This window comes from Proteobacteria bacterium CG1_02_64_396 (assembly GCA_001872725.1).
In the GTDB taxonomy this organism is placed as follows: Bacteria; Pseudomonadota; MNWR01; order CG1-02-64-396; family CG1-02-64-396; genus CG1-02-64-396.
This window is the reverse complement of the sequence record MNWR01000076.1, coordinates 1-26,286: the sequence shown is the minus strand read 5'-3', so window position 1 is coordinate 26,286 and position 26,286 is coordinate 1. Positions and strand designations below refer to the sequence as shown.

At 64.1% G+C, this 26,286-nt stretch carries 26 protein-coding genes; 18 read left to right on the top strand and 8 right to left on the bottom strand.

Annotation, left to right across the window (positions count from 1 at the left end):
• Positions 1-38 precede the first annotated feature (38 nt).
• The 5 genes from AUJ55_09080 to AUJ55_09060 form a co-directional block, all read right to left on the bottom strand.
• Positions 39-386 carry a preprotein translocase subunit SecG gene (locus AUJ55_09080; protein OIO56142.1) on the bottom strand — a complete coding sequence of 116 codons (348 nt, stop codon included), beginning with the start codon at positions 384-386 and terminating at the stop codon, positions 39-41.
• An 85-nt stretch (positions 387-471) separates the two neighbouring features.
• Positions 472-696: a hypothetical protein gene (locus tag AUJ55_09075; GenBank protein ID OIO56141.1), complete on the bottom strand. Its 225-nt coding sequence runs from the start codon at positions 694-696 to the stop codon at positions 472-474.
• Between the two features lie 26 nt (positions 697-722).
• On the bottom strand, positions 723-1,493 hold the full coding sequence (locus AUJ55_09070; GenBank protein ID OIO56140.1) for a triose-phosphate isomerase: 771 nt from the start codon (positions 1,491-1,493) through the stop codon (positions 723-725).
• Positions 1,494-1,497: 4 nt separating this feature from the next.
• On the bottom strand, positions 1,498-2,706 hold the full coding sequence (locus tag AUJ55_09065; GenBank protein ID OIO56139.1) for a phosphoglycerate kinase: 1,209 nt from the start codon (positions 2,704-2,706) through the stop codon (positions 1,498-1,500).
• A gap of 165 nt (positions 2,707-2,871) precedes the next feature.
• Positions 2,872-3,870: a type I glyceraldehyde-3-phosphate dehydrogenase gene (locus AUJ55_09060; GenBank protein OIO56138.1), complete on the bottom strand. Its 999-nt coding sequence runs from the start codon at positions 3,868-3,870 to the stop codon at positions 2,872-2,874.
• A 296-nt stretch (positions 3,871-4,166) separates the two neighbouring features.
• Between AUJ55_09060 and AUJ55_09055 the strand changes: the two genes are divergently transcribed.
• From AUJ55_09055 to AUJ55_08985, 15 genes are all read left to right on the top strand, one after another.
• Positions 4,167-5,426 (top strand): UDP-N-acetylglucosamine 1-carboxyvinyltransferase, encoded by a 1,260-nt coding sequence (locus AUJ55_09055; protein ID OIO56137.1) that lies wholly within the window; start codon positions 4,167-4,169, stop codon positions 5,424-5,426.
• Between the two features lie 70 nt (positions 5,427-5,496).
• Positions 5,497-6,141, top strand: coding sequence for an ATP phosphoribosyltransferase (locus AUJ55_09050; protein OIO56136.1), 645 nt, complete (start codon positions 5,497-5,499; stop codon positions 6,139-6,141).
• 20 nt (positions 6,142-6,161) lie between these two features.
• Positions 6,162-7,451 (top strand): histidinol dehydrogenase, encoded by a 1,290-nt coding sequence (locus AUJ55_09045; protein ID OIO56135.1) that lies wholly within the window; start codon positions 6,162-6,164, stop codon positions 7,449-7,451.
• 129 nt (positions 7,452-7,580) lie between these two features.
• Positions 7,581-8,168 (top strand): imidazoleglycerol-phosphate dehydratase, encoded by a 588-nt coding sequence (locus AUJ55_09040; protein OIO56134.1) that lies wholly within the window; start codon positions 7,581-7,583, stop codon positions 8,166-8,168.
• Positions 8,169-8,186: 18 nt separating this feature from the next.
• Positions 8,187-8,822, top strand: a complete 636-nt coding sequence (locus AUJ55_09035) for an imidazole glycerol phosphate synthase subunit HisH (GenBank protein OIO56159.1) — start codon at positions 8,187-8,189, stop codon at positions 8,820-8,822.
• Between the two features lie 42 nt (positions 8,823-8,864).
• Positions 8,865-9,968 (top strand): hypothetical protein, encoded by a 1,104-nt coding sequence (locus AUJ55_09030; protein ID OIO56133.1) that lies wholly within the window; start codon positions 8,865-8,867, stop codon positions 9,966-9,968.
• An 11-nt stretch (positions 9,969-9,979) separates the two neighbouring features.
• On the top strand, positions 9,980-10,981 hold the full coding sequence (locus AUJ55_09025) for a sodium:proton exchanger (GenBank protein ID OIO56158.1): 1,002 nt from the start codon (positions 9,980-9,982) through the stop codon (positions 10,979-10,981).
• 6 nt (positions 10,982-10,987) lie between these two features.
• On the top strand, positions 10,988-11,773 hold the full coding sequence (locus AUJ55_09020) for a DNA polymerase III subunit epsilon (protein OIO56132.1): 786 nt from the start codon (positions 10,988-10,990) through the stop codon (positions 11,771-11,773).
• A 5-nt stretch (positions 11,774-11,778) separates the two neighbouring features.
• Positions 11,779-12,504, top strand: a complete 726-nt coding sequence (locus AUJ55_09015; GenBank protein OIO56131.1) for a 1-(5-phosphoribosyl)-5-[(5-phosphoribosylamino)methylideneamino]imidazole-4-carboxamide isomerase — start codon at positions 11,779-11,781, stop codon at positions 12,502-12,504.
• 124 nt (positions 12,505-12,628) lie between these two features.
• On the top strand, positions 12,629-13,402 hold the full coding sequence (locus AUJ55_09010) for an imidazole glycerol phosphate synthase subunit HisF (protein ID OIO56130.1): 774 nt from the start codon (positions 12,629-12,631) through the stop codon (positions 13,400-13,402).
• Between the two features lie 434 nt (positions 13,403-13,836).
• A complete protein-coding gene (locus AUJ55_09005; GenBank protein ID OIO56129.1) occupies positions 13,837-14,868 on the top strand; it encodes a hypothetical protein in 1,032 nt (343 codons plus the stop codon).
• A gap of 9 nt (positions 14,869-14,877) precedes the next feature.
• Entirely contained in the window at positions 14,878-15,738 is an 861-nt protein-coding gene (locus tag AUJ55_09000; protein ID OIO56128.1) for a hypothetical protein, read from the top strand.
• 17 nt (positions 15,739-15,755) lie between these two features.
• Positions 15,756-16,931: a hypothetical protein gene (locus tag AUJ55_08995; protein ID OIO56127.1), complete on the top strand. Its 1,176-nt coding sequence runs from the start codon at positions 15,756-15,758 to the stop codon at positions 16,929-16,931.
• Positions 16,932-17,088: 157 nt separating this feature from the next.
• Positions 17,089-17,901: a hypothetical protein gene (locus AUJ55_08990; protein OIO56157.1), complete on the top strand. Its 813-nt coding sequence runs from the start codon at positions 17,089-17,091 to the stop codon at positions 17,899-17,901.
• A 9-nt stretch (positions 17,902-17,910) separates the two neighbouring features.
• On the top strand, positions 17,911-18,744 hold the full coding sequence (locus AUJ55_08985; protein ID OIO56126.1) for a mechanosensitive ion channel protein: 834 nt from the start codon (positions 17,911-17,913) through the stop codon (positions 18,742-18,744).
• Between the two features lie 12 nt (positions 18,745-18,756).
• On the opposite strand, the gene AUJ55_08980 is transcribed toward AUJ55_08985, so the two are convergent.
• The 3 genes from AUJ55_08980 to AUJ55_08970 all read right to left on the bottom strand — a co-directional run bounded on the left by AUJ55_08980 (position 18,757) and on the right by AUJ55_08970 (position 21,605).
• On the bottom strand, positions 18,757-19,908 hold the full coding sequence (locus tag AUJ55_08980) for a cell filamentation protein Fic (protein OIO56125.1): 1,152 nt from the start codon (positions 19,906-19,908) through the stop codon (positions 18,757-18,759).
• Positions 19,909-20,049: 141 nt separating this feature from the next.
• Positions 20,050-20,502 (bottom strand): hypothetical protein, encoded by a 453-nt coding sequence (locus tag AUJ55_08975; protein OIO56124.1) that lies wholly within the window; start codon positions 20,500-20,502, stop codon positions 20,050-20,052.
• Positions 20,391-21,605, bottom strand: coding sequence for a hypothetical protein (locus AUJ55_08970; GenBank protein ID OIO56123.1), 1,215 nt, complete (start codon positions 21,603-21,605; stop codon positions 20,391-20,393). Before AUJ55_08970 ends, AUJ55_08975 begins: the two co-directional genes overlap by 112 nt.
• A 169-nt stretch (positions 21,606-21,774) precedes the next feature.
• Between AUJ55_08970 and AUJ55_08965 the strand changes: the two genes are divergently transcribed.
• The 3 genes from AUJ55_08965 to AUJ55_08955 all read left to right on the top strand — a co-directional run bounded on the left by AUJ55_08965 (position 21,775) and on the right by AUJ55_08955 (position 25,956).
• Positions 21,775-22,833, top strand: a complete 1,059-nt coding sequence (locus AUJ55_08965; GenBank protein OIO56156.1) for a hypothetical protein — start codon at positions 21,775-21,777, stop codon at positions 22,831-22,833.
• A 201-nt stretch (positions 22,834-23,034) separates the two neighbouring features.
• The gene (locus AUJ55_08960; GenBank protein ID OIO56122.1) at positions 23,035-23,436 is read left to right on the top strand and encodes a hypothetical protein; all 402 of its coding nucleotides are present in this window, start codon (positions 23,035-23,037) and stop codon (positions 23,434-23,436) included.
• Positions 23,437-23,475: 39 nt separating this feature from the next.
• Positions 23,476-25,956, top strand: a complete 2,481-nt coding sequence (locus AUJ55_08955) for a hypothetical protein (GenBank protein ID OIO56121.1) — start codon at positions 23,476-23,478, stop codon at positions 25,954-25,956.
• The last annotated feature ends 330 nt before the right edge of the window (positions 25,957-26,286 follow it).

Below are 26,286 nucleotides of genomic sequence, written 5' to 3'. Positions count from 1 at the left end.
GATGGCCGCCTTTTTTGATGTTCGCCCACCTCAGGCCGTTACTGCGCCGGGGGGGTGGTTGGCATGGCGCCATCTTCGGCCGCCGTGGGGGCGGGGGGGATGATGGGGGAGGTGGCGACGCCGCCCTCCTGCTGCATCACGCTGGTCCCCTTTTGGTGGTCCTTGGCGATCCCGGCCAGCATCAAGGCGATGACCATGAAGGCGGCGGCGAGCCAGCCAGTCAGCTTGGTCATGAAGTTGCCGGATCCGGCGGCGCCAAACACGGTTTGCGAACCGCCACCACCGAACGAAACCCCCATGTCGGCCCCCTTGCCCTGCTGCAGCAGGACGACGATGACCAGGGTGAAGGCGATGATGACGAACAGGACGAGTAAAAAGGTTTCCATGTTGGTTCTACCAGGTGAAAACGTTAAGGAAACGCCGTGAACGGCTTGGGCGTTTCGTACAAAAGGGAGGGGCCATAGGCCCCCCTTAGGATGGGCTGTTGCGGTATTCCAAAATCATGGCCAGCAGGTTGTCCTTCAGCAGCAAACGCTGTTTTTTGAGCTCCTCCACCCGTTCGTCGCAGGCCGATTCGGCCTCGATTTCGATGCGGTGGATCTCTTTGTCGATCTGATGGGCCTCGTCAAACAGTCGGGCGAAATGGGTGTTGCCGATCTTGAGCGCGTGCACTTCGTTTTGATACTCAGACAACATGATGCCAATCAACCTCGATGCGTGAATCAGCGCCCAGTTCGTGCGGCGCGAACAATGGCGGCAAACTGGGCGGCGCTCAAAGAGGCGCCGCCGACCAGGGCGCCGTCGATGTCCTCTTGGGCCAGCAACTGCGCGGCGTTGTCGGACTTCACCGAACCGCCGTAAAGAATCTTGGTTTTGCGCCCCTGCCCCGGCACATGGTGGTCGATGCGGCCACGGATGGCGTGGTGCATCGCCTGGGCGTCGGCGGGGGAGGCGGTGCGACCGGTGCCGATGGCCCAGACCGGTTCGTAGGCGACCACCACCTTCTTGGCCTGCATCGGGGTCAGCGCCTCGAAAACCGCGTCGAGTTGCTCCAGCACCACCGCCTCGGCCCGACCCGATTCCCGTTCCTCAAGGCTTTCACCCACACACAGCACCGGGATCAAGCCGCAGGTCAGGGCCGCCTGGGTTTTGCGGGCGACGATCTCATCCCCTTCACCCAAAATGGCGCGCCGCTCCGAATGGCCGGTCAGTACGTAGTGGCAGCCGATGTCGCGCAGCATCCCGCCGCTGATTTCACCGGTGAAGGCGCCCGCTCCGGTCGCCCAGAAAAGATCCTGACCCCCCACGGCGATGGGGGACTCCTCTAAAATCTGCCGCGCCCGCTCCAGCACGGTGAAGGGGGGGATCACCCCGACCCCAACCTCGGACGACTCCACCCCACGCAGCTCCACCATCAACTCGCGCAGCAGGGCGTCGGTCTCGTTTTTCAGACCGTTCATCTTCCAGTTGCCGAGAATCAGGGGGGTGCGCATGGGATCAACCTTCCGAATTGGTCAGGGCGGTCAGGCCGGGGAGCTGTTTGCCTTCAAGCAGTTCCAAGAAGGCGCCGCCGCCGGTCGACATGTACGAAAACTTGCTCTGCTCCCCCGAACGGTGGACCGCCACATCGGTGTCCCCCCCGCCGACGATGGTCAGGGCGTGGGCGTTGGCCACCGCATGAACCATGGCGTAGGTGCCGCGCGAGAAGGCGTCCATCTCGAAGACCCCCATGGGGCCGTTCCAGACGATGGTCTTGGCATCGGCCAGCGCCTCTTGAAAGAGCAGGGTGGTGGCGGGACCGACGTCAAGCCCCATCCAGTTGGGGGGGATCTCGTCGCAGGGGACCACCTTGGTTTCGGCGTCGGCGGCGTAGCGGCTGGCGGCCACCACGTCGACCGGCACGTAGAGCTTCACGCCACGCGTTTTGGCCTTGGCGATTGCCTCGCGGGCGGTGTCGATCCAGTCCTCCTCGATCATCGAGGCGCCCAGGTTTTCGTACCCCATCGCCCGCAGGAAGGTGAACGACATCGCCCCGCCGATGAAGAGTTTGTCGACCTTTTCGAGCAGGGCGTTGACCACCCCGATCTTCGACGAAACCTTGGCGCCGCCCAGGATCGCCGCCAGGGGGCGGATCGGCTTGAGCATGGAGCGCTCGAAATACTGGATCTCGCGCACCATCAACATGCCCGCCACGGCGGGCTGAAGGTTGGTGGTGATGCCGACGTTGCTGGCGTGGGCTCGGTGGGCGGTGGCAAAGGCGTCGTTGACGAAGACCTCGCCCAAAGCGGCCAGCTGGGCAGCAAACTCGGGGTCGTTGCGCGATTCGCCCGCATGAAAACGCAGGTTCTCAAGCAGCATCACCTCGCCGGGCTTGAGCGCCTTGGCCATCGCCTCGACCTCGGGGCCGACGCAATCGGGGGCCATCTTGACCTCAATGCCGAGCAGGCGGCCCAAACGGGCTGCGGCGGGCTCAAGCGACTGCTTGGGATCGAACCCCTTGGGGCGGCCCAAGTGAGAGGCGACGATCACCGCCGCCCCCTCGTCGAGGATCTTGTTGATGGTGGGCAGCGCCGCCCGGATGCGAGTGTCGTCGGTGATGTTGCCGTGGTCGTCCAGCGGCACATTGAAGTCGACCCGGACGAAGACCCGTTTTCCCTTGAGGGGGACGTCGTTGATGGTGAGCTTTGAAAACCCTTCGTACGGCATTTTCTCTCTCCGGCGGAGCCTGCGGCCCAGGGATGGGCCGCCACCAAAAGTAGGCGCCCTGAAGCGAAATCAGGAGCGAAGCGACTCGATTTTGTAAGCCCCGCCAAAATCACATTTTTGGCAGGGCGTGAAGCAACCGGGCAGGAGCCCGGTTTGCGTATCCAATTACCCAGCCATGTACTCGATCAGATCGACAACCCGGTTGGAGTAGCCCCACTCGTTGTCGTACCACGAGAAGACCTTAACCAGCCCCCCCTCAGTCACCTTGGTGAGCTGGGAGTCGAAGCTGCTGGAGGCGGGGTCGCCATTGAAATCGCAGGAAACCAGCGGTGCCTCGATGTAGTTGAGAATCCCCTTCAAGGGCCCTTCGGCAGCCGCCTTCACCGCCGCGTTGATCTCGGCGATGCTCGCTTTTTTCTTGGGCATGAAGGTCAGGTCGACCACCGAAACGTTGGGGGTGGGAACCCGAACCGCCAGACCGTCGAGCCGCCCCTTGAGTTGGGGCAACACCAGGGCGACCGCTTTGGCGGCGCCGGTGGAGGTCGGGATCATCGAGACCGCCGCAGCCCGGGCCCGGCGCAGATCTTTATGGGGCAGATCGAGGATCTGTTGATCGTTGGTGTAGGAGTGGATGGTGGTCATCAACCCCTGCTCGATGCCGAATTCGGCGTCGAGCACCTTGGCCAAGGGGGCCAGGCAGTTGGTGGTGCATGAGGCATTCGAAACGATCTTGTGGTTGTCGCGGTCCAGATCGCCCTCGTTCACCCCCATCACCACGGTGATGTCGGGATCGGTGGCGGGGGCCGAAATCACCACCTTTTTGGCGCCGGCGGCCAGATGCTTGGAGGCCCCTTCACGCTTGGTGAAGATGCCGGTCGATTCGACCACAACATCGACCCCAAGGGCGCCCCAAGGCAGGTTGGCCGGATCGCGTTCGGCCAGCACCTGAATCTTCTTGCCGTTGACGATCAGGTTGCAGCCCTCGTAGGCAATCTCGGCGTCGAGGGTGCCGTGGACCGAGTCGTACTTGAGCAGGTGGGCCAGGGTGGCGGCGTCGGTCAGGTCGTTGATGGCGACCACTTCGATGCTGGGGCGGCCCAACATGATGCGGAAGGCGTTGCGGCCAATACGTCCAAAACCGTTGATGGCGACTTTCGTGGTCATCGCTCCACGGGCTCCTTTCAAGGTAGATAGGTCGGGTGCGGCGTAGAACAAACGCCGACTCAGAAGGCACAAAACCCTGTAAATACGGGGCTTTGAAAGACTTACAAAGCAAACTTTGCGGTATTAGGCTACCGCAAAAGCCGCGCATGGTAACCGCACCCCGTCTCCGCTCCAAGCACAGCGAACCTTGCCGCGCCGGGCGGTTGATTTCATGATTCACCCCATTTTTTCAAATGCGGCGCAGCATGGGTATTCCTGCCCTCAAGCCGCCACCTGCCACGATCGGATCAAGCTCAGTGGATCGCATCGTCATTCAGGGCGGCCTGCCCCTTACCGGCGAGGTCGCCATCAGCGGCGCCAAAAACGCCGCCCTTCCCGCCCTGTTCGCGACCCTGCTCGCCCGCGGCACCTGCCGTTTGAAGAATGTCCCCCATCTGCGCGACGTCTCCACGACCCTGACCCTGCTGCGTCAGGTCGGCTGCGAGATCACCCTGACCGACACCCATTCGGTCGAAATCACCAGCGACTTCGTCCACGACTTCACCGCCCCCTACGAACTGGTTAGCACCATGCGGGCCTCGATCATGGTGCTCGGACCGCTGCTGTCGCGCTTCGGCGAGGCGGTGGTCAGTCTGCCCGGCGGCTGCGCCATCGGCGCCCGTCCGGTCAACCTGCATCTTGAGGGGCTCAAGGCGATGGGGGCTGATATTCGGCTCGAACACGGCTACATCCACGCCAAGGCTAAGCGGCTCAAGGGGGCGCGGATCACCCTCGACCTGCCCACCGTGACCGGGACCGAAAACCTGATGATGGCCGCCGTCCTCGCCAAGGGGACGACGGTGCTCGAAAACGCCGCACGGGAGCCCGAGGTGGTCGATCTGGCCGAGTTCCTCATCCGCATGGGGGCCAAGATTCACGGGGCGGGGAGCGATTGCATCACCATCGAGGGGGTCGACGAGTTGATCGGGGTGGAGCACACCATCCTGCCTGATCGGATCGAAACCGGCACCTTCATGACCGCCGTGGCGGCGGTGGGGGGGGCGATCACCATCCGGGGGGGGCGTTTGGCCCATTGCGACTCCCTGGCCCAGAAGCTGATGAAGATGGGGGTGACCATCGAGGAGGACGAAACCGGGGCGATTCACCTGGTGCGCAGCGGTCCGCTTGAAGTGACCCGGGTGCAGACCCAGCCCTTCCCCGGTTTTCCCACCGACATGCAGGCCCAGATGATGGTGGTGGCGACCCAGGCCAAGGGGACCTCGGTGGTGACCGAAACGATCTTCGAAAACCGCTTCATGCACGTCTTGGAACTCCAGCGCATGGGGGCCAATATTGTGCTCGACGGCAACACCGCCGTGGTCACCGGATCCCAACTGGCGGGCGCCCCGGTGATGGCGACCGATCTGCGCGCCTCGGCATCGCTGGTGCTGGCCGGACTGGTCGCCGAGGGTGAGACCACGATCTCCCGGGTTTACCACATCGACCGCGGCTACGAGCGCATCGAAGAGAAATTCACCGGCCTCGGGGCCGCCATCCGCCGCGATTCTCCTGTGTGACGTCGGCGCCGACCGACCGCTCGCCGCCTCGATTTTTTCGAGTTTTTTCGACCCAACGTTGAGACCTGCCGTGCCCAATCAACCCCTGACCCTGGCGCTGCCCAAAGGGCGCATCCTCGAAGAGGCGCTGGAGATCCTGGCTCCTATCGGCTTTGGCCTCGCCGACCCCGACATCGGGCGCAAGCTGGTGGTCCCCAGTCAGCATCCCGATTTGCGCTACATCGTGGTGCGGGCCACCGACGTCCCCACCTATGTCGCCTTCGGCGCCGCCGACATGGGGATTGTCGGGCTCGACACCCTGATCGAATCGGGGGCCGACCTGTTGGAGCCGCTCGACCTGGGGATCGGCAAGTGCCACATGGCGGTCGCCACCCCGGCGGCGATCCCTTTCGATGTTGATGCCACCTTCGTCAAGGTCGCCACCAAATACCCCCGCATCACCCGCGCCCATTACGAGGGGCGGGGGGTCCAGGCCGAGATCATCAAGCTTTACGGCTCGATGGAGCTTGCCCCCCTGGTGGGACTGGCCGACCACATCGTCGACCTGGTTTCGACCGGTGCCACCATGCGGGAAAACGGCCTGAAAGAGGTGGAGCGGATCATGGCCATCTCCAGCCGGTTGGTGGTCAATCGGGCCGCCATGCGTCTGAAGACCAACCGCATCGAGCCGATCATTCAAGCCCTGCGCGCGCAGATTGCTCGCCGGGCCGCCTGACCCCAGAGACGGACACCCCCATGGCCCACTTGCTCGATCAAAACAGCCCCGATTTCGCCGAGCGTTTTGCCCAGTACACCGCCCACTTCGAGGGGCGTCAGAGCGATGTGGATGCCACCGTGCGCCAGGTGATCGACGCGGTCGCCAGCGCCGGGGACGAGGCACTGCTTCACTTCACCGCCCAGTGGGACCGGATGACGCTTGCCTCACCCGCCGAGCTGGAGATCCCCACCGAAGAGATCATGGCCGCCTTGTTCCGGCTCGATCCCCAGCTTCGGGCCGACCTAGAGCTGGCCGCGCAGCGGATCCGCCGCTACCACGAGCACGGGCTGCCCAAATCTTGGGAATACGAAGAGGCGGATGGCAGCAAATTGGGGCAGCGGATTGCCCCGGTCGACCGGGCCGGGGTCTACGTGCCGGGGGGCAAGGCGGCCTATCCGTCGTCGGTGTTGATGAACGTGATTCCGGCCCAGGTCGCCGGGGTACGCGAGATCATCATGGTCGTCCCCACCCCCGGCGGTGAGGTGCTCGACGTGGTGCTGGCCGCCGCCGCGATTGCCGGGGTCGACCGGGTTTTTCGCATCGGCGGCGCCCAGGCGATTGCGGCGCTGGCATTGGGGACCGCGACGGTGCCCCAGGTCGACGTCATCGTCGGTCCCGGCAACGCCTATGTCGCCTCGGCGAAAAGGCAGATGTTTGGCCGGGTCGGCATCGACATGGTCGCCGGACCCAGCGAGATCCTGATTATTGCCGACGAGAGCGCCAACCCCGAGTGGCTGGCGGTCGATCTGCTCAGCCAGGCGGAACACGACGAGGATGCCCAGTCGGTCCTCATCACCCCCAGCCGGGCCCTCGCCGAGGCGACCATCAAGGCGGTCGAGGCGGCGTTGCCCACCTTGAGCCGGTCGGCCATCGCGGCGCAGAGCTGGAATACCCGGGGTTTGGTGGTGATCGCTCGCGATCTTGAGGGGGCCGCCGAAATCGCCCATTCCATCGCCCCCGAGCACCTTGAGCTGGCGGTGGCCGATCCCCGCGCCTTGCTGCCCAAGATCGGGGCGGCGGGGGCGATCTTCATGGGGCATCACACCCCCGAGGCGCTGGGCGATTACGTCGCCGGACCCAACCATGTGCTGCCGACCTCGGGCACGGCGCGGTTTTCGTCTCCCCTGGGGTGCGAGGTCTTTTTGCGCCGCACCAGCCTGATCGAAATGTCGGCGGCGGGGTGTCGCACCCTGGCCCCGGTCGCCGAGCGGTTGGCCAAGTCGGAGGGGCTGACGGCGCACGGCGCCTCGGCGGCGCTGCGGATCTAAAAAACGTGTAGGAGCGCCGCCCTCGGCGCGATTGCCCAGTCCCAGACCGATGGTCGGACGAGACCCCAAAGCATCGCGCCGAGGCGGCGCTCCTACCATCACCAGCATTGATCGCTCAGGAGGCACCCCATGACGGTCGCTCGCGCCGCATCGGTCCATCGCAAAACCGCCGAAACCGACATCAAGGTCGAGCTGACCCTGGACGGCACAGGGGCTGGAACCAGGGCCACCGGCTGGCCCTTCCTCGACCACATGCTCGATCAGATCGCCCGGCACGGCCGCTTCGACCTGACCGTCACCGCAGTGGGTGACTGGGAAATCGACGCCCACCACACCACCGAGGATGTGGGGATCACTCTGGGGCAGGCGCTCGATCAGGCGCTTTCCGGGCGCAAGGGAATCGGTCGCTACGGTGAGGCAACGGTGCCGCTCGACGAGGCGCTCACCCGGGTGGTGATCGACCTGTCGGGCCGTCCTGGTTTGTTCAATCGCCTCGACTTCCCCTCCCCGGTGTTGGGGGGGCGCGACATCGAGGTCTTTCACGAATTTTTTCAAGGGTTGGTCAACCATGGCCGCCTGACCCTGCACCTCGATTCGATCCAGGGGCACAACAACCACCATGTCATCGAGTCGGCCTTCAAGGCGTTGGGGCGGGCGCTGCGGCAAGCGGTGATCCTGGATGGGGACGGCATTCCCTCCACCAAAGGGGTTCTGTAAGTGAGTTCTTCCAAGCCGATTGTGGCGGTCATCGATTACGACCGAGGCAACCTGCACTCGGTCGTGCGCGCCTTCGAGGCGGCCGGAGCGACGGTCCACCTGGCCAAAACCGCAGACGAACTGAAAAGGGCGAGCCACGTGGTGCTGCCGGGGGTGGGGGCCTACAAAGATTGCATGGAGACCTTCGTCGCCACCGGGTTGCAGGATCCGGTCGCCGCGTTCATTGCCAGCGGCAAACCCTTTTTGGGGATCTGTCTGGGGATGCAGCTGTTGCTGGAGCGCTCGTTTGAGTTCGGGGTGACCCAGGGGCTGGGGATCCTTCCCGGCGAGGTGCTTCCCTTCCCGGTGAACGAGCTGCCTGACGAGTCGACCCTGCTGAAAATCCCCCACATGGGCTGGAATTCGATCCACTGGCAGGGGAAGGGGCATCCCCTGTTTGCCGGGATCCCCTCGGGGACCGATTTTTACTTCGTGCACTCCTTTTATTGCCGCCCCACCGATGCCGCCGACGTCATCGCCACCTGCGACTACACCGGCCCTTATTGTGCGGCGCTGGCCCGCGATAACGTCATGGCGGTGCAGTTCCACCCCGAAAAAAGCCAGGGGGCGGGGCAGCGGTTGATCCACAACTTTTTGGGGATGGGCCGGGGTTGACCCCTCGCGATCCCTCTTGAACTTAAGCGGAGCAGTCCATTGATGAACCACAAGCAGGTCTACGAGGTGATGGACAGCCGACTGACCTCGGTCACCCGCGAGGCGACGCTGGCCTCGGTGATTCAAGAGATCGCCGGAACCCGCATCGGCATGGCGGTGGTGGTCGACAACCAACGCCCGGTGGGGTTGATCGTCGATTACGATTTGCTTGGCCTCTACGCCAAGGGGAGTGATCTGGCCACCACCCGTTTGGCCGACCTCGACCTCCCCACCCCCAAGGTGGTGACGGTCGACGACTCCCTGGCCGAGGTGGTGCACCAGTACACCACCCGGCGGCTACGCCGTTTTCCGGTCATCGACCGGGACGGCTACCTGGTCGGCGGCATCACCGAAAAGGAGCTGTTCGGCGAGTTTGCGGGCAACCACCTGATCGACAAAGAGCGGGTCGCCAGCCTGATGCGCACCGACATCGCCACCGCTCCCCTCGACGCCACGTGCCGCGATCTGCTGGGCGACCTGCTGCGACTGCGCAGCGGCTGCGTCTTCATGGTCGACGCCCAGGGGCGCCCTCATGGGTTGGTGACCGAGCGGGATTTGGTCCGGCTGCTGGCCAAACAGGGACACCTTAATGTGCCTGCCCAAGCGATCATGTCCCAGCCGGTTACGCAGATTCACGACACCGAGCCGGTTAAGGCGGCGCTCGATCAATTCCTGGGCAGCGGCCACCGTCGCCTGGCGGTGATCGACGACCTGGGGCGGCTCAAGGGGATGTTCAACCTCTCCCATCTGCTCGGGTTGGTTTTCGGCGCCCAGATCGGCAACGGTGCCACCCTGGCCCCCGATGCGGTGGGCCATCCCGCGCTGTGGGTCGAGTGGCGGGGTGGGGCGGTGATCGACGCCAATCAGGCGGCCCGGGGGCTGCTCGGTTGGAAGGGGCTCCCCTCCAGCATCGAAAAGACGATTCCCGCCACCTTGTGGCAGGCGGCGACGGTGTTGCTGGGTTCCTCCGACTGGCTGGAGACACAGCTGCCCATCAAGGGGGAGGCGGGGCGCGAGGTTGCCACCCCGGTGCGAATTCAGGCCGAAACCACCCTGGGGGGAAAAAAACGTTTACGCATCGAGCTGTTGGGGAGCAATCAATCATGACGTCGGAAGTGATGGGGGATGTTGGGCTGCTGCTGGCGGCCCTGGTGCTGATTTTGGCGATGGCCGAACTCTTCACCAACGCGCTCGAACATATGGGCGACCGGATGGGGCTTTCCGAGGGGGTGACCGGGTCGGTTTTTGCCGCCGTCGGCACCGCCATGCCCGAAACCATCGTCCCCCTCTACGCGATTTTGGCGGGGGGGGCCGCCGCAGAGGTCAACGAGGCGATCGGCATCGGCGCCATTTTGGGCGCCCCCTTCATGTTGGCGACCGTTGCCCTGGGGTTGTTGGCGCTGGCGACCTACAAGAGCCGGGGTTGGCGGGGCGATTTTCACCCCGAACCGACCGGCTTGCGCCGCGATCTGATCTTCTTCTTTTTAGCCTTTGTCCCTGCGGTGGGCGCTTCGTTGTTGGAGCCGGGCAATCCGCTGCGCTGGGCGGTTGCTTTTGCGTTGCCGGTGCTCTACGTCGTCTATCTGGTGCAGACCTTTGCTGCCTCGGCGCAGTTGGTCGAGATGGGGCACGAGACCGAGGCGGAGCACCCCTTGATGGCCTCGAAGCTGGGGTTGGGGGACGGCAATCTGGTGACCGGGTTGCAACTGCTGGTGGCGCTGGGTGGGTTGCTCGCCGGGGCCCACCTCTTCGTCGACGGGGTTTCGGGGTTGAGCGGGGTGATCGGCATGTCGCCGCTGATCCTCTCCCTGCTCATCATCCCCATTGCCACCGAGCTGCCCGAGAAGGTCAATTCGGTGCTGTGGGTCCGGCGCGGCAAAGATACGCTCGCCTTTGGCAACATCAGCGGCGCCATGGTCTTTCAGGGTTCGCTGCTTCCCGCCATCGGCATCGCCTTGACCGGCTGGCAGGCGACCACCGATGTACTGGTCGCCGCCGGGTTGACCTTGGCGGCGGCGGCGTGGCTCTTCATCAATCAGCGGGTGTTGACCCCGGTGGTGCTGCTCTTTCCGCTGCTCTGTTATGTCGGTTTTATCGGTTACGTGATCGCAGACCACTAAAAAACCATGTCCGAAATCGATCTGGAAGAAGAGATCCCCGAACGGGTGGTCGCCCTCGACACCGAAACCACCGGTCTACGTTACGACCAGGGGGATCGGGTGATCGAGATCGGCGCGGTCGAGGTGATCGGCAACAAGGTCACCGGGGTTAACTTTCGCCGTCTCATCAACCCCGGTCGCCCCATCCCCCCCGCCTCGACCAACGTCCATGGCATCACCGACGACGATGTGAGGAACGAGCCGAAGATCGACAAGGTGGCCGACGAGCTGCTCGCCTTCATCGGCGACAGCCCCTTGGTGATTCACAACGCCGCCTTCGACGTCGGCTTTCTCGATCATGAATTCACCCGGTTTTTGAACCGCCCCCCGTTTTCCGAGGGGCTGCGGGTGATCGATACCCTGCTGCTGGCCCGCAAGAAATTCCCGACCCGATCCAACACCTTGGACGCCCTGTGCGACCGCTTCGAGGTCGACCGCTCCCGCCGCACCCAGCACGGGGCGCTGCTCGACTCAGAGTTGCTCGCCGAGGTGTTTTTGCACCTGATCGGGCGGCGCAAACGGGCGATCCTGTTTGCCGATTACGTCGCCGATGGCCTAGAGGATGAAAGCAAGCGGGTGATTGTCCGGGTTAAAGGCAACGATTTGGTTCGGCAGCCGACCCCGGACGAGGAGCAGGCCCACGAGTTGTGGCTCGAAACCACCATGCGTAAGAAGGGGATCACCCCCGTTTTCGATGTTGTTACCCCAACCCTTGATGTTGTTACCCCAACCCCCCTTGCCGAGGAGGCTTGAACACCATGCAGATCATCCCCGCCATCGACCTTAAAGCAGGGCGTTGTGTACGCCTGGTGCAAGGCCGAATGGAGCAAGACACCGTCTACGACGACGACCCGGCGGCCCCCGCCCGTCGCTTCGCCGCTGCCGGTGCCGACAAGCTCCATGTGGTCGATCTGGACGGCGCCTTCAAGGGCAAGTCGCTCAACCCCCAGGCGGTTGCCGCCATCCGGGCCGCCTACCCTGGCGTCATCGAGCTCGGGGGGGGGATCCGTGACATGGACGGGGTCGACGCTTGGATCGAGGCGGGGGTCGATCAGCTCATCCTCGGCACCGTGGCCCAGAAGCGGCCCCAGATCGTGCGCGAGGCGACCACCGCCTACCCCGGCAAGATCATCGTCGGCATCGACGCCATGAACGGCATGGTGGCGATCAACGGCTGGAAGGATGTCACCAAAACCAAGGCGATCGACCTGGCCCGCCACATGGAGGACATGGACGCCGCCGCCATCATCTACACCGACATCGCCCGTGACGGCATGCTGCAAGGGCCGAACATCGAGCAGATCGTCGAGATGGCACGCGCCCTCACCATTCCGGTGATCGCCTCGGGGGGGGTCTCCTGCCTCGACGACATCAGGGCGCTGCTGGCGGTCGCCGACGAGGGGATCGAAGGGGTGATCGTCGGTAAGGCGATTTACGAAGGTAAGGTCGATTTGGCCCAGGCGATTGCGCTGACCAAGGGGTAAGGCTCTTCGTGGGACTCAGGGTGAGCGGGGTTTTTAACCTCCGCTCATCCCGAGCCTGTCGAGGGACGAGCCGTTCCAGGGAAATCACTCCAACATCCCTCCCAGAACACACCGAAAGGCCACCATGCTCAAGAAACGGATCATTCCCTGCCTCGACGTCAAAGACGGACGGGTGGTTAAAGGGGTCCAGTTCGAGGGGTTGATCGACGCCGGTGATCCGGTCGAAGCGGCCAAGCGCTACGACCTGGAGGGGGCCGACGAGCTCACCTTTCTCGACATCACCGCCAGCCATGAGCGGCGCGGCACCCTGCTCGACGTGGTCACCCGCACCGCCGAGCAGGTCTTCATGCCGCTGACCGTGGGGGGAGGGGTCCGCTCGGTGGAGGACATCCGCGAGCTGTTGCGGGCCGGGGCCGACAAGGTCGGGATCAACACCGCTGCGGTGAACAATCCCGACCTGGTCTACCGAGGCGCCCAGGCCTTCGGGGCGCAGTGCATCGTGGTGGCGGTCGATGCCAAACGAAAAGCCGACGGCAACGGCTGGGAGGTCTACATCCACGGCGGGCGCACCCCCACCGGCATCGACGCGGTCGCCTGGTGCGCCCGCATGGCCGACCTGGGGGCGGGGGAGATCCTGCTCACCTCGATGGACCGGGACGGCACCCGCGCCGGTTACGACATAGCCCTGACCCGCGCCGTGGTCGACCACGTCGGGGTGCCGGTGATCGCCTCGGGGGGGGTCGGGGGGCTGGAGCACCTGCGCGAGGGATTGATCGAGGGGGGAGCCGACGCAGTATTGGCCGCCTCGATCTTTCACTTTAGGCAGCACACGATCCCCGAGGCCAAGAAATACCTGGCGGCCCACGGGGTGCCGGTGCGCGAGCCTTTCGTAGGCTAAGGAGCGCTGATTTATGAAGCGCTTGCGAGCAGCCCAAGGACGGCCGCCAAAATGGCCACTGTCGTAGGAGGCGACCCCGTCGCCGAAGCGCCGTTGAAAAAGGCAGGAGGCCTTTTTTAGCGTTTCCTCCAGGAAGCGGCGATTCAATCAGCGCTCCCTGGGGGGGCGGCGCAACCTCGAAGGGTTTTCGAGGTGCCCATGAACAGGAACCACCCCGCGATTCTCGCCCCGGCGTGCCGCCCGGTGTCCCTTCCTCCGCTGGAAGCAATGCGCCCTCCCCATCGTCTGACCGGGGGGGGCCAACCTGCCCGACGTGACGCGGTAGGGGGGCGGCTGGGTTTGCCCCGATCCCACCCGATCACCCCCGCCCCAGGTTATCTTGTTGTGGTTTGCAATCCCCATTGATCCAAAACCGTGATTGTTCAGGAGTTGCCATGACGGACCTTGCCTCTTCAAGCCCTTGCCAAGAAACCACGGTCGATCTGGCCATCATCGGCGCCGGACCCAGCGGCCTATTTGCCGCCTTCGAGGCGGGGCTGCACGAAATGAGCGCCGCCATCTTCGACGCCCTGCCCCGTCCCGGCGGTCAGCTCACGGCGCTCTACCCCGAAAAGCCGATCTACGACATCCCTGGGTTCCCCTCGATCCTGGCCAAGGAGCTGGCAGCCCGGCTGGTGGAGCAGGTACGTCCCTTCAATCCCCTGTGGTGCCTGGGGCAGCAGGTTGAACGGTTGGAGCGGGGGGAAGATCGGCTCTGGCGGGTCGGCAACGGCACCACCCTGGTGCATGCCCGCGCAGTCGTCATCGCCGCCGGGGTAGGGGCCTTTTCGCCCCGCCGTCCGGTGGTCGAGGGGCTGGCCGCCTTCGAGGAGGGGGGGGCGGTGCACTACCGCATCGCCGATCCCACCTCGTTCGAGGGCAAACGGGTGGTGATTCTTGGGGGGGGCGATTCGGCGGTCGATTGGACGGTGATGCTCTCGGGCATTGCGGCGCAGACCCACGTGGTCCACCGCCGCGCCAGCTTCGCCGCCCACCCCGCCTCCATCGGCAAAATGGAGCGGCTCGCCGCCGAGGGAAAGGTGCAGATTCATACCCCCTTCGAGATCAAGGCGCTCGAAGGTTGCTGTGACGTTTTGACGGTGATGATCGGGAACCCCAAGGAGCGGGTCGCCATCGAGGCCGACGCCTTGATTCCCATGCTCGGGTTTGAAAAGAGCCTCGGCCCCATCGAGGGGTGGGGGATCGGTGCGGGGAAGGGGGGGATCGACGTCCACCCCACCACCATGGCGACCGATCAACCCTTGCTTTACGTCATTGGCGATATGGCCAGCTACCCCGGCAAACTCAAGCTGATTTTGGCGGGGTTCGCCGAGGCGGCGCTGGCGGTGACCGACGCCTGGAAGCAGATCCACCCCGATCAGGCCTACAAGCATGTCTATTCGACGGCGAAGGGGGTGGCGCGGTAGAGCTTGTCCATGACCGCTCCTTTCCCCCACCGCCCCGACATCGACGGCCTGCGGGCCTTGGCGATCCTGCCGGTGATGCTGTTTCACCTGGGGGTCGCGGGGTTCGGGGGGGGCTTTGTCGGGGTCGACATCTTCTTCGTCATCTCGGGCTATTTGATTACCGCGATCATCCACCGCGAGATGGTCGAGGGGCGGTTTTCATTTCCGGCCTTTTTCGAGCGGCGGGTGCGACGCATCGTCCCAGCGCTGATTTTGGTCCTTATCGTCAGCGCCGTTGCCGCCTCGGTGTTGCTGCTTCCCTACGACCTGATCGAATTCGGGCGCTCCCTGGCGGCGTCTGCTTTGGGGTTGGTCAACATTCGGTTCTTGGAGGGATTCGGCTATTTCGCTGGCCCCAGTCTGACCAAGCCGCTGCTGCACATCTGGTCGCTGTCGCTCGAAGAGCAGTTCTATTTGGTTTTTCCCCTCCTGTTATGGTTGCTTCTACGCTACGCCAAGGGGGGGGTGCGATTTGGGTTGGGGATCTTGGCGCTGGCCAGTTTCGGCTTGGGGATGTGGGTGGTGGGGGGGTGGCCCAAGGGGGCCTTCTATCTGCCGGTGTTCCGGGCCTGGGAGTTTTTGGTTGGAGCATTGTTGGCGCTGGGTGCGCTCCCAGCCTTGGAAGGCAAAACCCAGCGCGATTGGGTCGGGGGCGTGGGGCTTGTGCTCATTCTCGGTTCGGTCTTTTTGCTCGACGATCTGACCCCCTTTCCCGGTTGGCGGGCGCTCGTTCCGGTGGTGGGGGCGGGGTTGATCCTTCACGCCGGGGCGGGGGGGGGTATCGGGGTGGTCGGGCGCTGTCGTGGCGCCCCCTGGTTTTCGTTGGCCTGATCTCCTATTCCCTGTATTTGTGGCACTGGCCCCTGCTTGTCTTCACCCGCTACGTCACCCTGCAACCGCCGGGGGTGGGGCAGCAGGCGGCGATCCTGGTCGCCGCGTTTGTGTTAGCCGCCGCGACCTGGCGCTGGGTCGAGCGCCCCTTCCGGGGCAAGAGCGGCGTGCTAACCCGCCGCGTCCTGCTGGGCTTCGCCGCAGGGGCGGCAGCTTTGCTGGTAGCGGTTGCCGTTTCGGTCGAGGTGGGGGGGGGATTCCCCCAACGGGTGACCCAGCGGGTGATCGACCTGCAACACGAGGCCCTGCCGCCAACGCCGTGGAGGGGTTATGTACGGAAGCTTTTTCCCGAAGCCAGGGCTTTTTGGGGGGCGAAGCATCGCCAGCAGAGCTCTCCCGCCCCCAAGTTCAAGTACGAAGCCTTCGGCGCCGGGAGCCGTATCGCCTTCGGTGGGGAGGAGGAGCCTCCACGTATCGTGGTGTGGGGCGACTCCCACGCGGGCAATCTTCTGGCTCCCTTCGAGGCTTTGCCCGATCCCCTCATCCATGGCCTCACCATTCTGGAGATGTCGGGGTGTGCCCCCCTGTTGGGGACCGGATCCAGCGAAGGTAGCGACGGGGCTAGATGTTTGGCTTTCAACCGAAAGGTGGCCGATTGGATCAGAGCCACCCCCTCCATCCAGAGGGTGGTTCTAACCGCCCATTGGGGTTTTTACACAGAACCGACCCGTTACCGGGAAGCCCCCCTGCGCCCCAGCCCTTTGGTGCCGGGCGCCGACACCGCCGACAACCCCCGCCTCTTTCAGAATGGGCTGGAGCAGACCGCAAGGTTTTTCACCGAGCACGGCGCCGAGGTCATCTGGCTGGCCGACAATCCCGATCCCGGCTTCGATGTGCCCCGGTTGATGGCCCGGGCCGAGAGCTGGGGCGGCGACCTACCCTCAGGCCCCACCCATTTCGAACATCTGGAGCGACAGGAGCCGCTCTTTCAAGGGTTGCAGACGTTGTCGAGCCGTTTCCCGGTCCACCTTGTCGATCCGACGCCGCTCCTCTGCCCCGGCGAGATCTGTCCGGTTGAACAAGGGGGGGAGCCTCTCTACCGCGATGACAACCACCTGAGTCGTCTTGGGTTGACCCTGATCGCCCCCCTACTTGAACGTTTGCTCGATAGGGGAGGCAACCCTCCCCCTTGAAACCTTCTGCCACCCTTGCCACCCTCAAGGTGACCCGCAAAGGAGGCCAACCATGAGCCCGACCCCAAAGCCCCCCCATTGGTGGAACCGCTGGAGCGAGTCCGAGAAGCCCGCATCCCCTCTCGAACCCAGCGAGGCGTCGCCCCAGGAGGTGGTGGTGCCACCCGACCACCCCTTACCCGTCGCGGCGCGCTGGTGGGGAAGTCATGCCGTGCCCGAGGGGGGGCATCTACACCTACGCATCGGCCCCCTTGATCTGACCGCTCAACGCAACCCCCACGAGTGGCGCATCGCCTGGAATCGGGACGACACCTTTGAGGATGGGGTCGCAAAGGCCGAGCTTGCAGTCGTCGATCATGGCAGTGAAACCGAGGCCAACCTTGAGCGGTTTGTCTTTTCTCATACCCCCAAGCGTTTAACCCTGCGCCCCCGTTTGGCCGACCGACCCGTGGTCAGCCGCCCCATTACGCCGTTGCACATCCCGGCGGGGGAGCAGGTGGTCGTTTTCATTAGCTCGCCGCTGTGGGTCGCGTTTGAGGTCGGGGAGGAGGGCCGCTTGCTCAAAGATCTGCCCATCGTCCGCCCCTCCGACACCTGGTTCGGCCCCTCGACCCTGGAGGGGGAGGTTTGCTACGCCGGGCGAACCCGGGCGACCCTGGCCCTCGACCCACCCCCCCACCCCCCCGAGCGGGCCACCATCCCCACCTTGGTACGCAACGAATCCAGGCAGGAGATGCTGCTGGAGCGGATCAACCTGCCGGTACCGTTGCTGTCGCTTTTTGCCGACCAGCAGGGACGGCTATGGAGTGAGGGGCTGACCCTGGTGCGGGAGGGGGACGGTGATATGGCCAGCCTGCACATCGGCAAGGGCCCCCCCCAACATGCGGGGCAGGCCGAGCGCGTCGCTCCTCCACGGCATGAGGCGGGACATCGGATTCTGGCCCGAGCTTTTTCGGCCCTATTTGGGTAGGAGGCAACCATGGAATTCTGGCAAGAACTCGCCGCCGCCCTGCAAGGCGAGCAGGCGATGACCATGATGCGGGCGGCGTTGCTGATCGTGTCTGGGTGGCTGATTGCCCGCGGGGTGAGCGCCACCCTCGACCGTGCGTTCGGCAAGAAATTCACCACCCACCACGCCATGTTGCTGCGCAAGGGCAGCTATTACCTGGTGCTGCTGCTGTTCCTGATCTCGGCGTTGCGGGAGCTGGGGTTCAGCCTTGACGTGCTGCTGGGGGCGGCGGGGATCTTGACGGTCGCCATCGGTTTTGCCTCCCAGACCTCGGCCTCAAACCTCATCAGCGGCCTGTTTTTGCTGGGGGAAAAGCCCTTCGGGGTGGGGGATGTCATTAAAGTGGGGGAGACCACCGGCGAGGTGCTGGCCATCGACCTGCTCTCGGTCAAATTGCGCACCTTCGACAACCTTTACGTGCGCATTCCCAACGAGACCTTGATCAAGAGCGAGGTGACCAACCTGACCCAGTTCCCGATCCGCCGCCTCGATGTGAAGGTGGGGGTCGCCTATAAAGAGGATCTAGACAAGGTGCGGGCGATTTTGGAGCAGGTTGCGCAGCGCAATCCCCTGTGTCTTGAGGAGCCCAAACCGCTCTACATCTTTCAGGGATTCGGCGACTCCTCCCTCGACATTCAGTTTTCGGTTTGGGCCACCCGGGAGCGGTACCTCGACCTGCGCAACACCATCTACCAAGAGATCAAGATCGCCTTCGACGCCGCCGGGATTGAGATCCCCTTCCCCCACCGCAGCCTCTATGCGGGGGAGGCGAGCAAGCCGTTCCCGGTGCGGGTGGTGGAATAGGGGGGGTCGGGGCTATTCGGGGTTGAAGCAGCCGGGCCACACCCGGTTATCGGCGGCCACGACGATCAGCCCCAGCCCCCTTAGCTGTCCCAGGTCGCGTTGTTTGGTTTTGTCGGTCAGTTTGGGGTAGAGGGCCAAATACCAAGGTTTTTTCCGCAACTCCCCCAGGGGAATGGGGGCTCCGGCCTCCAAAACTTGGGTGGCAATCGCGTACTGCCGGGCATTGAGGGTTTTGTCGTCACGTAGCCTTTTGAGATCGTTTTCGAAAAGCAGCACATGGATCAGGCGATTGACCCGGTCATGCAGGGCATTGATGCCGACGAGCATCCCCTCTAAAAAAAAATGGACGAAGGGGGTGTTGGGGGCCGGATTCTTGGCAGCCGATTGTTTGCGACATTGGTTGAACAGGGCGAAATAACGGTCGATTTGATCGTAGTAGTAGCGGGCTTGAGCAAAGGGGGCGTAGCGGTAGCCCGCCGTATGCAGCAAGGTCGCCTCCAACACCCGCCCCACCCGACCGTTGCCGTCCCAGAAGGGGTGAATCAACTCGAAATAGAGGTGGGTGAGGGGGGCGCGCAGCAGTACCGAAACCCCCGCCTCGGCCAGTTCCCGTTGCCAAACCATCAAGGCATCGAGCAGAAGCCGAACGTCGCCGCCGTATTGAGGGGGCTTGTAGCGTCCCCCATGCGTGGCATCCCCCACATAGGTCGCAACCTCCTTGGGATTGTTACGCAGTAGGCCTGGGCGATTGTGTTCGTGGGGGAGTTGGTCGGTGATGAGGGCGTGAACATGGCCAACAAAGGCGGCATCGGGTTGCCATGTCGGTTGCGCCGCCTGTTCTTGGGCGTAGGTATAGGCGGCTTTGAGATTCAGCGCCCGCCGCTGTTCGATCCCCTGGATTTGCTCGGGGTCCAGCAAAAGGGCCTGCTCCGTCTCCGCCTCGCTCAGAGCCGCCCCTTCAATGCTGTTGGTGCCGAAGATGCTGCTGACGACCACCTCGCGCTCCAAGCGGGTGGCCACTTGGGCCAGGGGGGAGCTGCGAAAGCGGGCGTGGGCGTCTTCGACCCGCAACAGCAAGGTTTCAAGGGCGGCGGCATCGACCCCCAGCTGTAGATCGAAGGGGCCGAAGCGCTGGGTATCGACCCGACGGAAAAACTCAGCCATGCAAAAAACCTCGGTTTTGTCCCAATGGATGTCCGGTCAATATAGGGCCAATCTGTTAATCGCGACAAATACTTAGATTGACTAAGTCCGCTATTTTGTCCTGAAAAATGTCCGAATTTGGATTCGTTTGACGTAGCGCGATCACCCTGTAGCCCCCACTTTGTTTGCGCCCCCTCCCCACAACTGATTCCGCATCCGATCTACCTCTTGCTTGCGCCGCAGCAACCCCTCTTCGAAGCGGGCGTATTGCTCAGGCCCCGCCACCCAGGCGAAGAGCACCTTCATCAGCCACAGGGTGAGCAGCGGCAGCACGATCACCTGGATTAAGGTGATGGCGATCAGGTGCAGCACCCGCTGCTTGATCTGCTCCATCTTGAGCTTGAGGTCGGTGTATTGGGTTTGAACCCGATGCCACAGCTCTTTTTTCTTGTTCTTGGCCCAATCGAAAAAGTGGGTGGGACTGAAGGCCGAGGCCGCTTTGCTCAGCGAAGCCGAGGCGGTGTCGAGCCGCTCTTGGAGCGATTGGGCCGCCGTTTTGGTGTTGGCGATGGCGTGGTCGATCTGGGCCGCCGCGATGTCTTTGGCTTGGAGCACCTTGCTGGTCGCCGCATCCCGTTTTTTGACCCACCAATGGCTGATGGTCGACCACACCCCTTCGTCCTGGGTTGGGGCGGCTTTGTTTCGTCCATGTGGCTGAGCTCTTCGGCGAATTGCATCGATCCTTGATCGACCTGCCGGGCCAGGGTGGTGATGGTCGAGGTGGTCAGATCTTGTTGCGGCACCAAGACGTAGTGGTCGGCCAGCATCCCGACCTGGGCGATGGCGGGGATCGCCAGCCGCACAAACAACGTCACCATCACCATCTTCATCGCCAACTGGCGCAAGAACAGGCTCGATGCCGAGGGGAAGAGGGAGACCAGCCACACCCCCGCCGCCACCGGCAACACCACCGCAAAGAGCCCCTCCAAAGCCAGCGCCAGCAAGATCTGCTGAATCCACAACGAGGCGGTGGCGGCGAGCATGATGTCGTTGAAGCGGACCAACACCTCGTCGATGGGGGCGACCACCTGACCGAGCGAGATATCGACCCCCATCCCCATTGGGGCCACGGTGAGGGTGAAGTGTTCAATCACCGACAGCAGGCCGTGCAGCAGCTCCCCAACCGCCAAGATCGCCAACGCGGTATTGCGACCGTCGTGTAGGTATTGGCGCGCCTGGGCATCCCATTGATCGAGAAAGGCATGTCCCAGCCAGGTCGAGAGCCCCCCCGACCATCCCAGCCACAGGGCCGCCCCCAGCGCCATGAGGCCCAGCGCCAGATAGGGGGTGTGCAGCCAAGTCCACCGGCTCGGCGGGGTGGGTGGGATCGTGGCGTTGGGGGGTGGGGCGAAGGGGGTGAAGGGGAGCAGCAGGCTGAACCAAAGCCGGGGAATCGGCGCTCCGCCTCCTTGCAGCAGCGCTCCAACCAGGGTGAGCCGGTAGAGCAGCAGCCCCAATCCGGCAAGGAAGATCAGGTTGAGGATCCACCCCCCCTGCCCTTGGGCGATCCCCCCCCACCACCCGAGCAGGCTCAGGATCACCCCCGGCGCCTGCTTGGCCAGGGTCATGGGATCGATCGGGTCGCGGGTGGGGGTGTCGGGGGTCGGCCCGGGGGTGATGGCGGGCGGGAGATCAACGGCTTGGGCATCGGCGGTCATGGTCCATTTCCTTTGCGGGGGTGACGACGAAATCCTGCGTACAAAAGGCCAATTCCATCTTCCCGAGGTTGGGTTGGGTGTCAAACGGATGGTCGCGCTATCGGAATTCCACCGGCTCGGCGTAGGATGGCCCATCGGATTTCACGCAGAAGTTCATCTGGAGCTCCCCATGGACTCGCTCGCTCAGGCCGTTGAACACCTGACCGGATTATTCCCCTCGGCCCTGGTTTTGGCCCTCATCATGGGCGCCTATTGGCTCACCCGGCGTTGGTTCGAAACCTCGACCCATGGACTGAGCGCCGACCGAACCCGACGCCAGCTCACCCTTTCGGCGATCTCGCTGGCTGGGTTATTGATGATGATTCTGGTGCTCCCCCTCGGCGACAGCATGCGGGGTCAGCTGCTGAGTCTGATCGGCTTGCTCCTCTCGGCCGCCATCGCCCTGGCCTCGACCACCCTGATCGGTAACGCCCTGGCGGGGTTGATGTTGCGGGCGGTGCGGGGTTTTCGCATGGGTGACTTCATTAAGGTGGGGGAGCACTTCGGCCGGGTTTCGGAACGGGGTCTGTTTCACGTTGAGATCCAGACCGAGGACCGCGATCTGACCACCCTGCCCAACATCTTGTTGGCCACCAATCCTGTGAGTGTCATCCGCACCTCGGGGACGGTTATGTCGGCCACGGTGTCGCTGGGCTACGACATCCCCCATGCCCGGATTGAGGCGCTGCTGTTGCAAGCCGCCGAGCAGGCCGATCTGCAAGAGCCCTTCGTTCAGGTCATCGAGCTGGGCGATTTTTCGGTGATCTACCGGGTGGCTGGGGTGCTGACCGAAATCAAGGGGCTGCTCTCGGCCCGCTCCCGGTTGCGGACTCAGATGCTCGATGCCCTGCATGAGGGGGGGGTCGAGATCGTCTCCCCCACCTTTATGAATACCCGGGCCATCACCCCCGAACGGCGCTTCATCCCCCGGCGGGTGAACGGGGTCGAGGAGGAAAACTCCGGCAGATTCGAGGCGATGATCTTCGACAAGGCGGAGGAGGCCGAGTCGGTGGAGCGGCTCAAGCTGCGCCTCGATGCCCTCAAAGAGCAAATCGAGGCGCTGCAGGATGCGCTCAAATCGATGGAGGGGGACGAAAAAGTGGAGGCCGAGGCCAAACGGGGTCGACTGACCGCCCGGATGGAGCGGCTGGTGCAGATCATTGCCGCACGGGAAGAGGATTTGATTTAGGGAAGCGCTGATTGAATAGCGCTTCCGAGCGATCCAGGGATGGGTTGCCAAAATAGCGCCGTCGTAGGAGGCGACCTAAGTCGCCGAAGCCCTGCTGAAAAAGGCGGGAGCCTTTAATCAGCGTCTCCTTAGGGTGGGAAACAGCTTCTGGATCATGAACACAAGCAACGGCGGCGGGGATGAACCTGCCGAGGAGGCCAGATGAACAAAACGATGATGCGGCTGGTGTGGGGGTTGGCGACCCTGTTCCTGCTTCCCACCGCCTGGGCGGGTGAGAAAATTTGGGTCGAGGTCGAGGTTGCCGGATTGGGCAGCGACAGCGGCTACATCACCGGTCAGATGGAGCGGTCGGTCTACGACGAACTGACCGGCATGCGACTGAACTTCCGCTTCGTCAAAGTCGAGAACTGCCGCTACTACGAGGAGGAGAGCGATCACTACAAGGATTACGCCGACGAATACGACACCGGCGAGGTAATCGTTCCGGTCGACAAGATCTTGCAGGTGGTGCGCAAACAGGGCGACCCCATCGAGATCGAGAGGCACATCCCGACCAAACCTACGCAAAAAGAGACGATTCCCCAAGGGTTTCACGATCTTTAACCCCCTTTTGGGGGGGCAAACCACCCCTTGGACGGCCCCATGAACCTCCCCCTTCCCCTCAAATTAACCCTGCGCGAACTGCGCCGCCCCGGCCGCTCTTTGCGGGTGATGATGCTCGCCGTGACGGTGGGGGTAGCGGCGCTAACCGCCGTGGCTGGGTTTGCCGAGCGGGTCGATCTGGCGCTGCAACAGCGCTCGGCCCAACTGCTGGGGGGCGACGTGCGCATCTCTGCGGGGCGCGACCTGCGCCCCCTGGCGCAGAGCCTCCCGCCTGCACTCCATCCCCAAACCACGGTGGTTGAACTGCGCACCATGGCGGTGGCGGGTGACCGTCTGCGTCTGGTCGAACTCAAGGCGGCGGGGGAGGGCTACCCCCTGCTCGGCAAGGTGACGGTCGCCGGGGCGGAAGCCATCAGCGATCCCACAATCCCCCCCTCAGGACAGGTCTGGGTGCAGCGGGCGCTGCTCGATAACCTGGGTATTGCGGTTGGCGACCCCATCGAGGTGGGCTGGGCGACCTTGAAGGTCGGGGGGGTGCTGGTCGAGGAGCCCGATCGGGTTGCCGATGCCTTCGCCCTCGGACCCCGGGTGCTGATGAATCTGGCCGATTTGGAGCGCGCCAAGTTGATTCAGCCCGGTTCGGTCGCCCGTTTTACCCTGCTCTACCGCAGTGCTGAGCCGAACCGGTTGGTGCAGGCGCTCACCCCGAAGGTGCCGCAATGGGCCAATGTCGCCACCGCCAAAGATGGCCTGCGCCAGACCGCAGGCATCTTGCAGCAGGCGGCCGACTTTATGCGTTTGGGGGCGCTGGCGGGGCTGCTCATCGCAGGCGGCGCGGTGGCGGTGGCGGCGGGCAGTCAGGCACGGGCCAAGGTGCCGGTCGCTGCCATCTTCCGCTGCCTGGGGGCCTCGGGCTCGGTGGTGTTGGGAATGCAGCTCTGGCTGGCGCTGGGGGTGGCGCTGATCGGCGGCCTGCTCGGCGCCGCCTTGGGCTATGCGATTCAAATGGCGCTTCCCTGGTTGCTGGCCGGACTGGTCCCCACCGACCTTCCCCCACCCACCCTGCTTCCCGCCCTCTGGGGGGTGCTGGCGGCGCTGACCGTGACCCTCGCCTTCGCCCTTCCTCCCCTACTCCAGCTACGCCGGGTCGCCCCGGTGCAGGTGTTGCGCCAAGGAGCAACCGATCAACGAGGCGATAAGGCGGTGTGGGCTGCCAGCGGTGTTGCGACGCTGCTGATCGCCGCGCTGACCGCCCTGGTAGCCGGATCCCCCGAGCTTGCCTGGCCAACCCTGGCCGGTTTAAGCGGTGCGATCCTCTTCTTTGCCGGGGGTGGTTTGCTGATGCGCAATCTGGCCGCCCGCATCCCAATCCGCCGGGTGTGGACCGCCCATGCGGTGGGCAGTCTGGTGCGGGGGGGGAGCGGTCCGGTGCTGGCGGTCGCCTGCCTGGCGTTGGGATTGATGGCGGTGCTGGTGCTGACCCTGACCCGGGCCGATCTGGTCCGCCATCTGGAGGCCCAGGTCCCCCCCAACGCCCCCGACCGCTTTCTGGTCGACGCGCAGCCCGATCAGGTCGCGGGAATCTCTGCCCTGCTGCGCCGCGAAGGGGTGGTGGATCCCGATCTGCGCCCGGTGGTGCGGGCGCGGCTCACCGCCATCGACGGCCAGCCGATCGATGCCCAGAGCTTTTCTTCCGATCGAGCGCAGCGCATGGCCGAGCGGGAGACCAACCTGACTTGGCTCGACGCCCCCGACCTGCGGGAGGATCTGATTGCCGGGCGGTGGTGGCAGGCCGGAAGCGAGGTTCAAGAGATCTCGGTGGAGGAGGGGTGGGCGCAGACCTTGGGGCTCAAGCTCGGCAGCCAACTCACCTTCGACGCCCAGGGTTTTGCGGTGCAGGGGGAGGTCACCTCTATCCGCAAGGTCGACTGGGGGACGATGCGGACCAACTTCTTCGCCATCTTCTCGGCCCCCGCCTTACAGGATCGCCCCGCCACCTTCATCGCCGCCCTGCGCCTGCCCCCCGGCAAGGAGGCCGCCATCGAACAAGAGCTGGTGGCCCAGTACCCCAATGTCACCTTGATCGACGTGGCGGCGGTGGCGACCACCCTGCAAGAGTTGGTCGGGCGGCTGACCGGAGCGGCGACCCTGCTGGCCGGGTTTGCATTGGCTTCGTCGCTGGCGGTGCTGGTGGCGGTGGTCGCCGCCGAACATGCCCGCACCGCCCGAGAGACCGCGCTGCTACGCACCCTGGGCGCCTCACGACGGCGGATTGTGTCGCTTGCGGCGCTGCGCCTAACCCTGCTCGGGTTGGCAGCGGCGGGGTTGGGAAGTACGGGGGCGGGGGTGGCCGCCTGGGGGGTAAGCCGGGCGATTCTGGGGGTCGACTACCTGCCCGACATGGGGGTGTTGCTGCTGGGGGGGGTGATGGCGGTGGCGCTGACGGTGCTGGTGGGGCTATGGGGCAGCCGTCACGCCCTGCGCACCCCGCCAGTGGCATTGCTGCGGGAGGGGGCTTAGCCCGGATTTCTCATCAATATTGTTCCGCCCGCGCTTCTCGCCTCAGTGCGAACAAGCTCCTACGCGATCATTGAGCACATTGCTGAAAAATCCGGGTTAGGCTGAAAAACCCAGACGTCTCGATGCGGCTTTTTTGGCGCAGCGTGCCGATTCAAGGCAGGAGGTCTTTAATCAACGTTTCCTTAATCAATCAGCGCTTGTCTAGGAGTCTGTCGGGCTTGAGCGTCCGTAGCGAGCCGAGTGGGGAATCGAGGCCAAATTTTCACGGTTTTGAGGATCATAGTGGTGGCTATGTGACGAAAAACCGGGGGAATTTGGACCGATTACCCG

What these genes read in the sequence shown, in the direction of transcription:
- AUJ55_09080 (OIO56142.1), bottom strand. Translation starts at nt 386, where the DNA reads ATGGAAACCTTTTTACTCGTCCTGTTCGTCATCATCGCCTTCACCCTG.
- AUJ55_09075 (OIO56141.1), bottom strand. Translation starts at nt 696, where the DNA reads ATGTTGTCTGAGTATCAAAACGAAGTGCACGCGCTCAAGATCGGCAAC.
- AUJ55_09070 (OIO56140.1), bottom strand. Translation starts at nt 1,493, where the DNA reads ATGCGCACCCCCCTGATTCTCGGCAACTGGAAGATGAACGGTCTGAAA.
- AUJ55_09065 (OIO56139.1), bottom strand. Translation starts at nt 2,706, where the DNA reads ATGCCGTACGAAGGGTTTTCAAAGCTCACCATCAACGACGTCCCCCTC.
- AUJ55_09060 (OIO56138.1), bottom strand. Translation starts at nt 3,870, where the DNA reads ATGACCACGAAAGTCGCCATCAACGGTTTTGGACGTATTGGCCGCAAC.
- AUJ55_09045 (OIO56135.1), top strand. Translation starts at nt 6,162, where the DNA reads ATGGCCCACTTGCTCGATCAAAACAGCCCCGATTTCGCCGAGCGTTTT.
- AUJ55_09040 (OIO56134.1), top strand. Translation starts at nt 7,581, where the DNA reads ATGACGGTCGCTCGCGCCGCATCGGTCCATCGCAAAACCGCCGAAACC.
- AUJ55_09030 (OIO56133.1), top strand. Translation starts at nt 8,865, where the DNA reads ATGAACCACAAGCAGGTCTACGAGGTGATGGACAGCCGACTGACCTCG.
- AUJ55_09025 (OIO56158.1), top strand. Translation starts at nt 9,980, where the DNA reads ATGGGGGATGTTGGGCTGCTGCTGGCGGCCCTGGTGCTGATTTTGGCG.
- AUJ55_09020 (OIO56132.1), top strand. Translation starts at nt 10,988, where the DNA reads ATGTCCGAAATCGATCTGGAAGAAGAGATCCCCGAACGGGTGGTCGCC.
- AUJ55_09015 (OIO56131.1), top strand. Translation starts at nt 11,779, where the DNA reads ATGCAGATCATCCCCGCCATCGACCTTAAAGCAGGGCGTTGTGTACGC.
- AUJ55_09010 (OIO56130.1), top strand. Translation starts at nt 12,629, where the DNA reads ATGCTCAAGAAACGGATCATTCCCTGCCTCGACGTCAAAGACGGACGG.
- AUJ55_09005 (OIO56129.1), top strand. Translation starts at nt 13,837, where the DNA reads ATGACGGACCTTGCCTCTTCAAGCCCTTGCCAAGAAACCACGGTCGAT.
- AUJ55_09000 (OIO56128.1), top strand. Translation starts at nt 14,878, where the DNA reads ATGACCGCTCCTTTCCCCCACCGCCCCGACATCGACGGCCTGCGGGCC.
- AUJ55_08985 (OIO56126.1), top strand. Translation starts at nt 17,911, where the DNA reads ATGGAATTCTGGCAAGAACTCGCCGCCGCCCTGCAAGGCGAGCAGGCG.
- AUJ55_08980 (OIO56125.1), bottom strand. Translation starts at nt 19,908, where the DNA reads ATGGCTGAGTTTTTCCGTCGGGTCGATACCCAGCGCTTCGGCCCCTTC.
- AUJ55_08970 (OIO56123.1), bottom strand. Translation starts at nt 21,605, where the DNA reads ATGACCGCCGATGCCCAAGCCGTTGATCTCCCGCCCGCCATCACCCCC.
- AUJ55_08965 (OIO56156.1), top strand. Translation starts at nt 21,775, where the DNA reads ATGGACTCGCTCGCTCAGGCCGTTGAACACCTGACCGGATTATTCCCC.
- AUJ55_08960 (OIO56122.1), top strand. Translation starts at nt 23,035, where the DNA reads ATGAACAAAACGATGATGCGGCTGGTGTGGGGGTTGGCGACCCTGTTC.
- AUJ55_08955 (OIO56121.1), top strand. Translation starts at nt 23,476, where the DNA reads ATGAACCTCCCCCTTCCCCTCAAATTAACCCTGCGCGAACTGCGCCGC.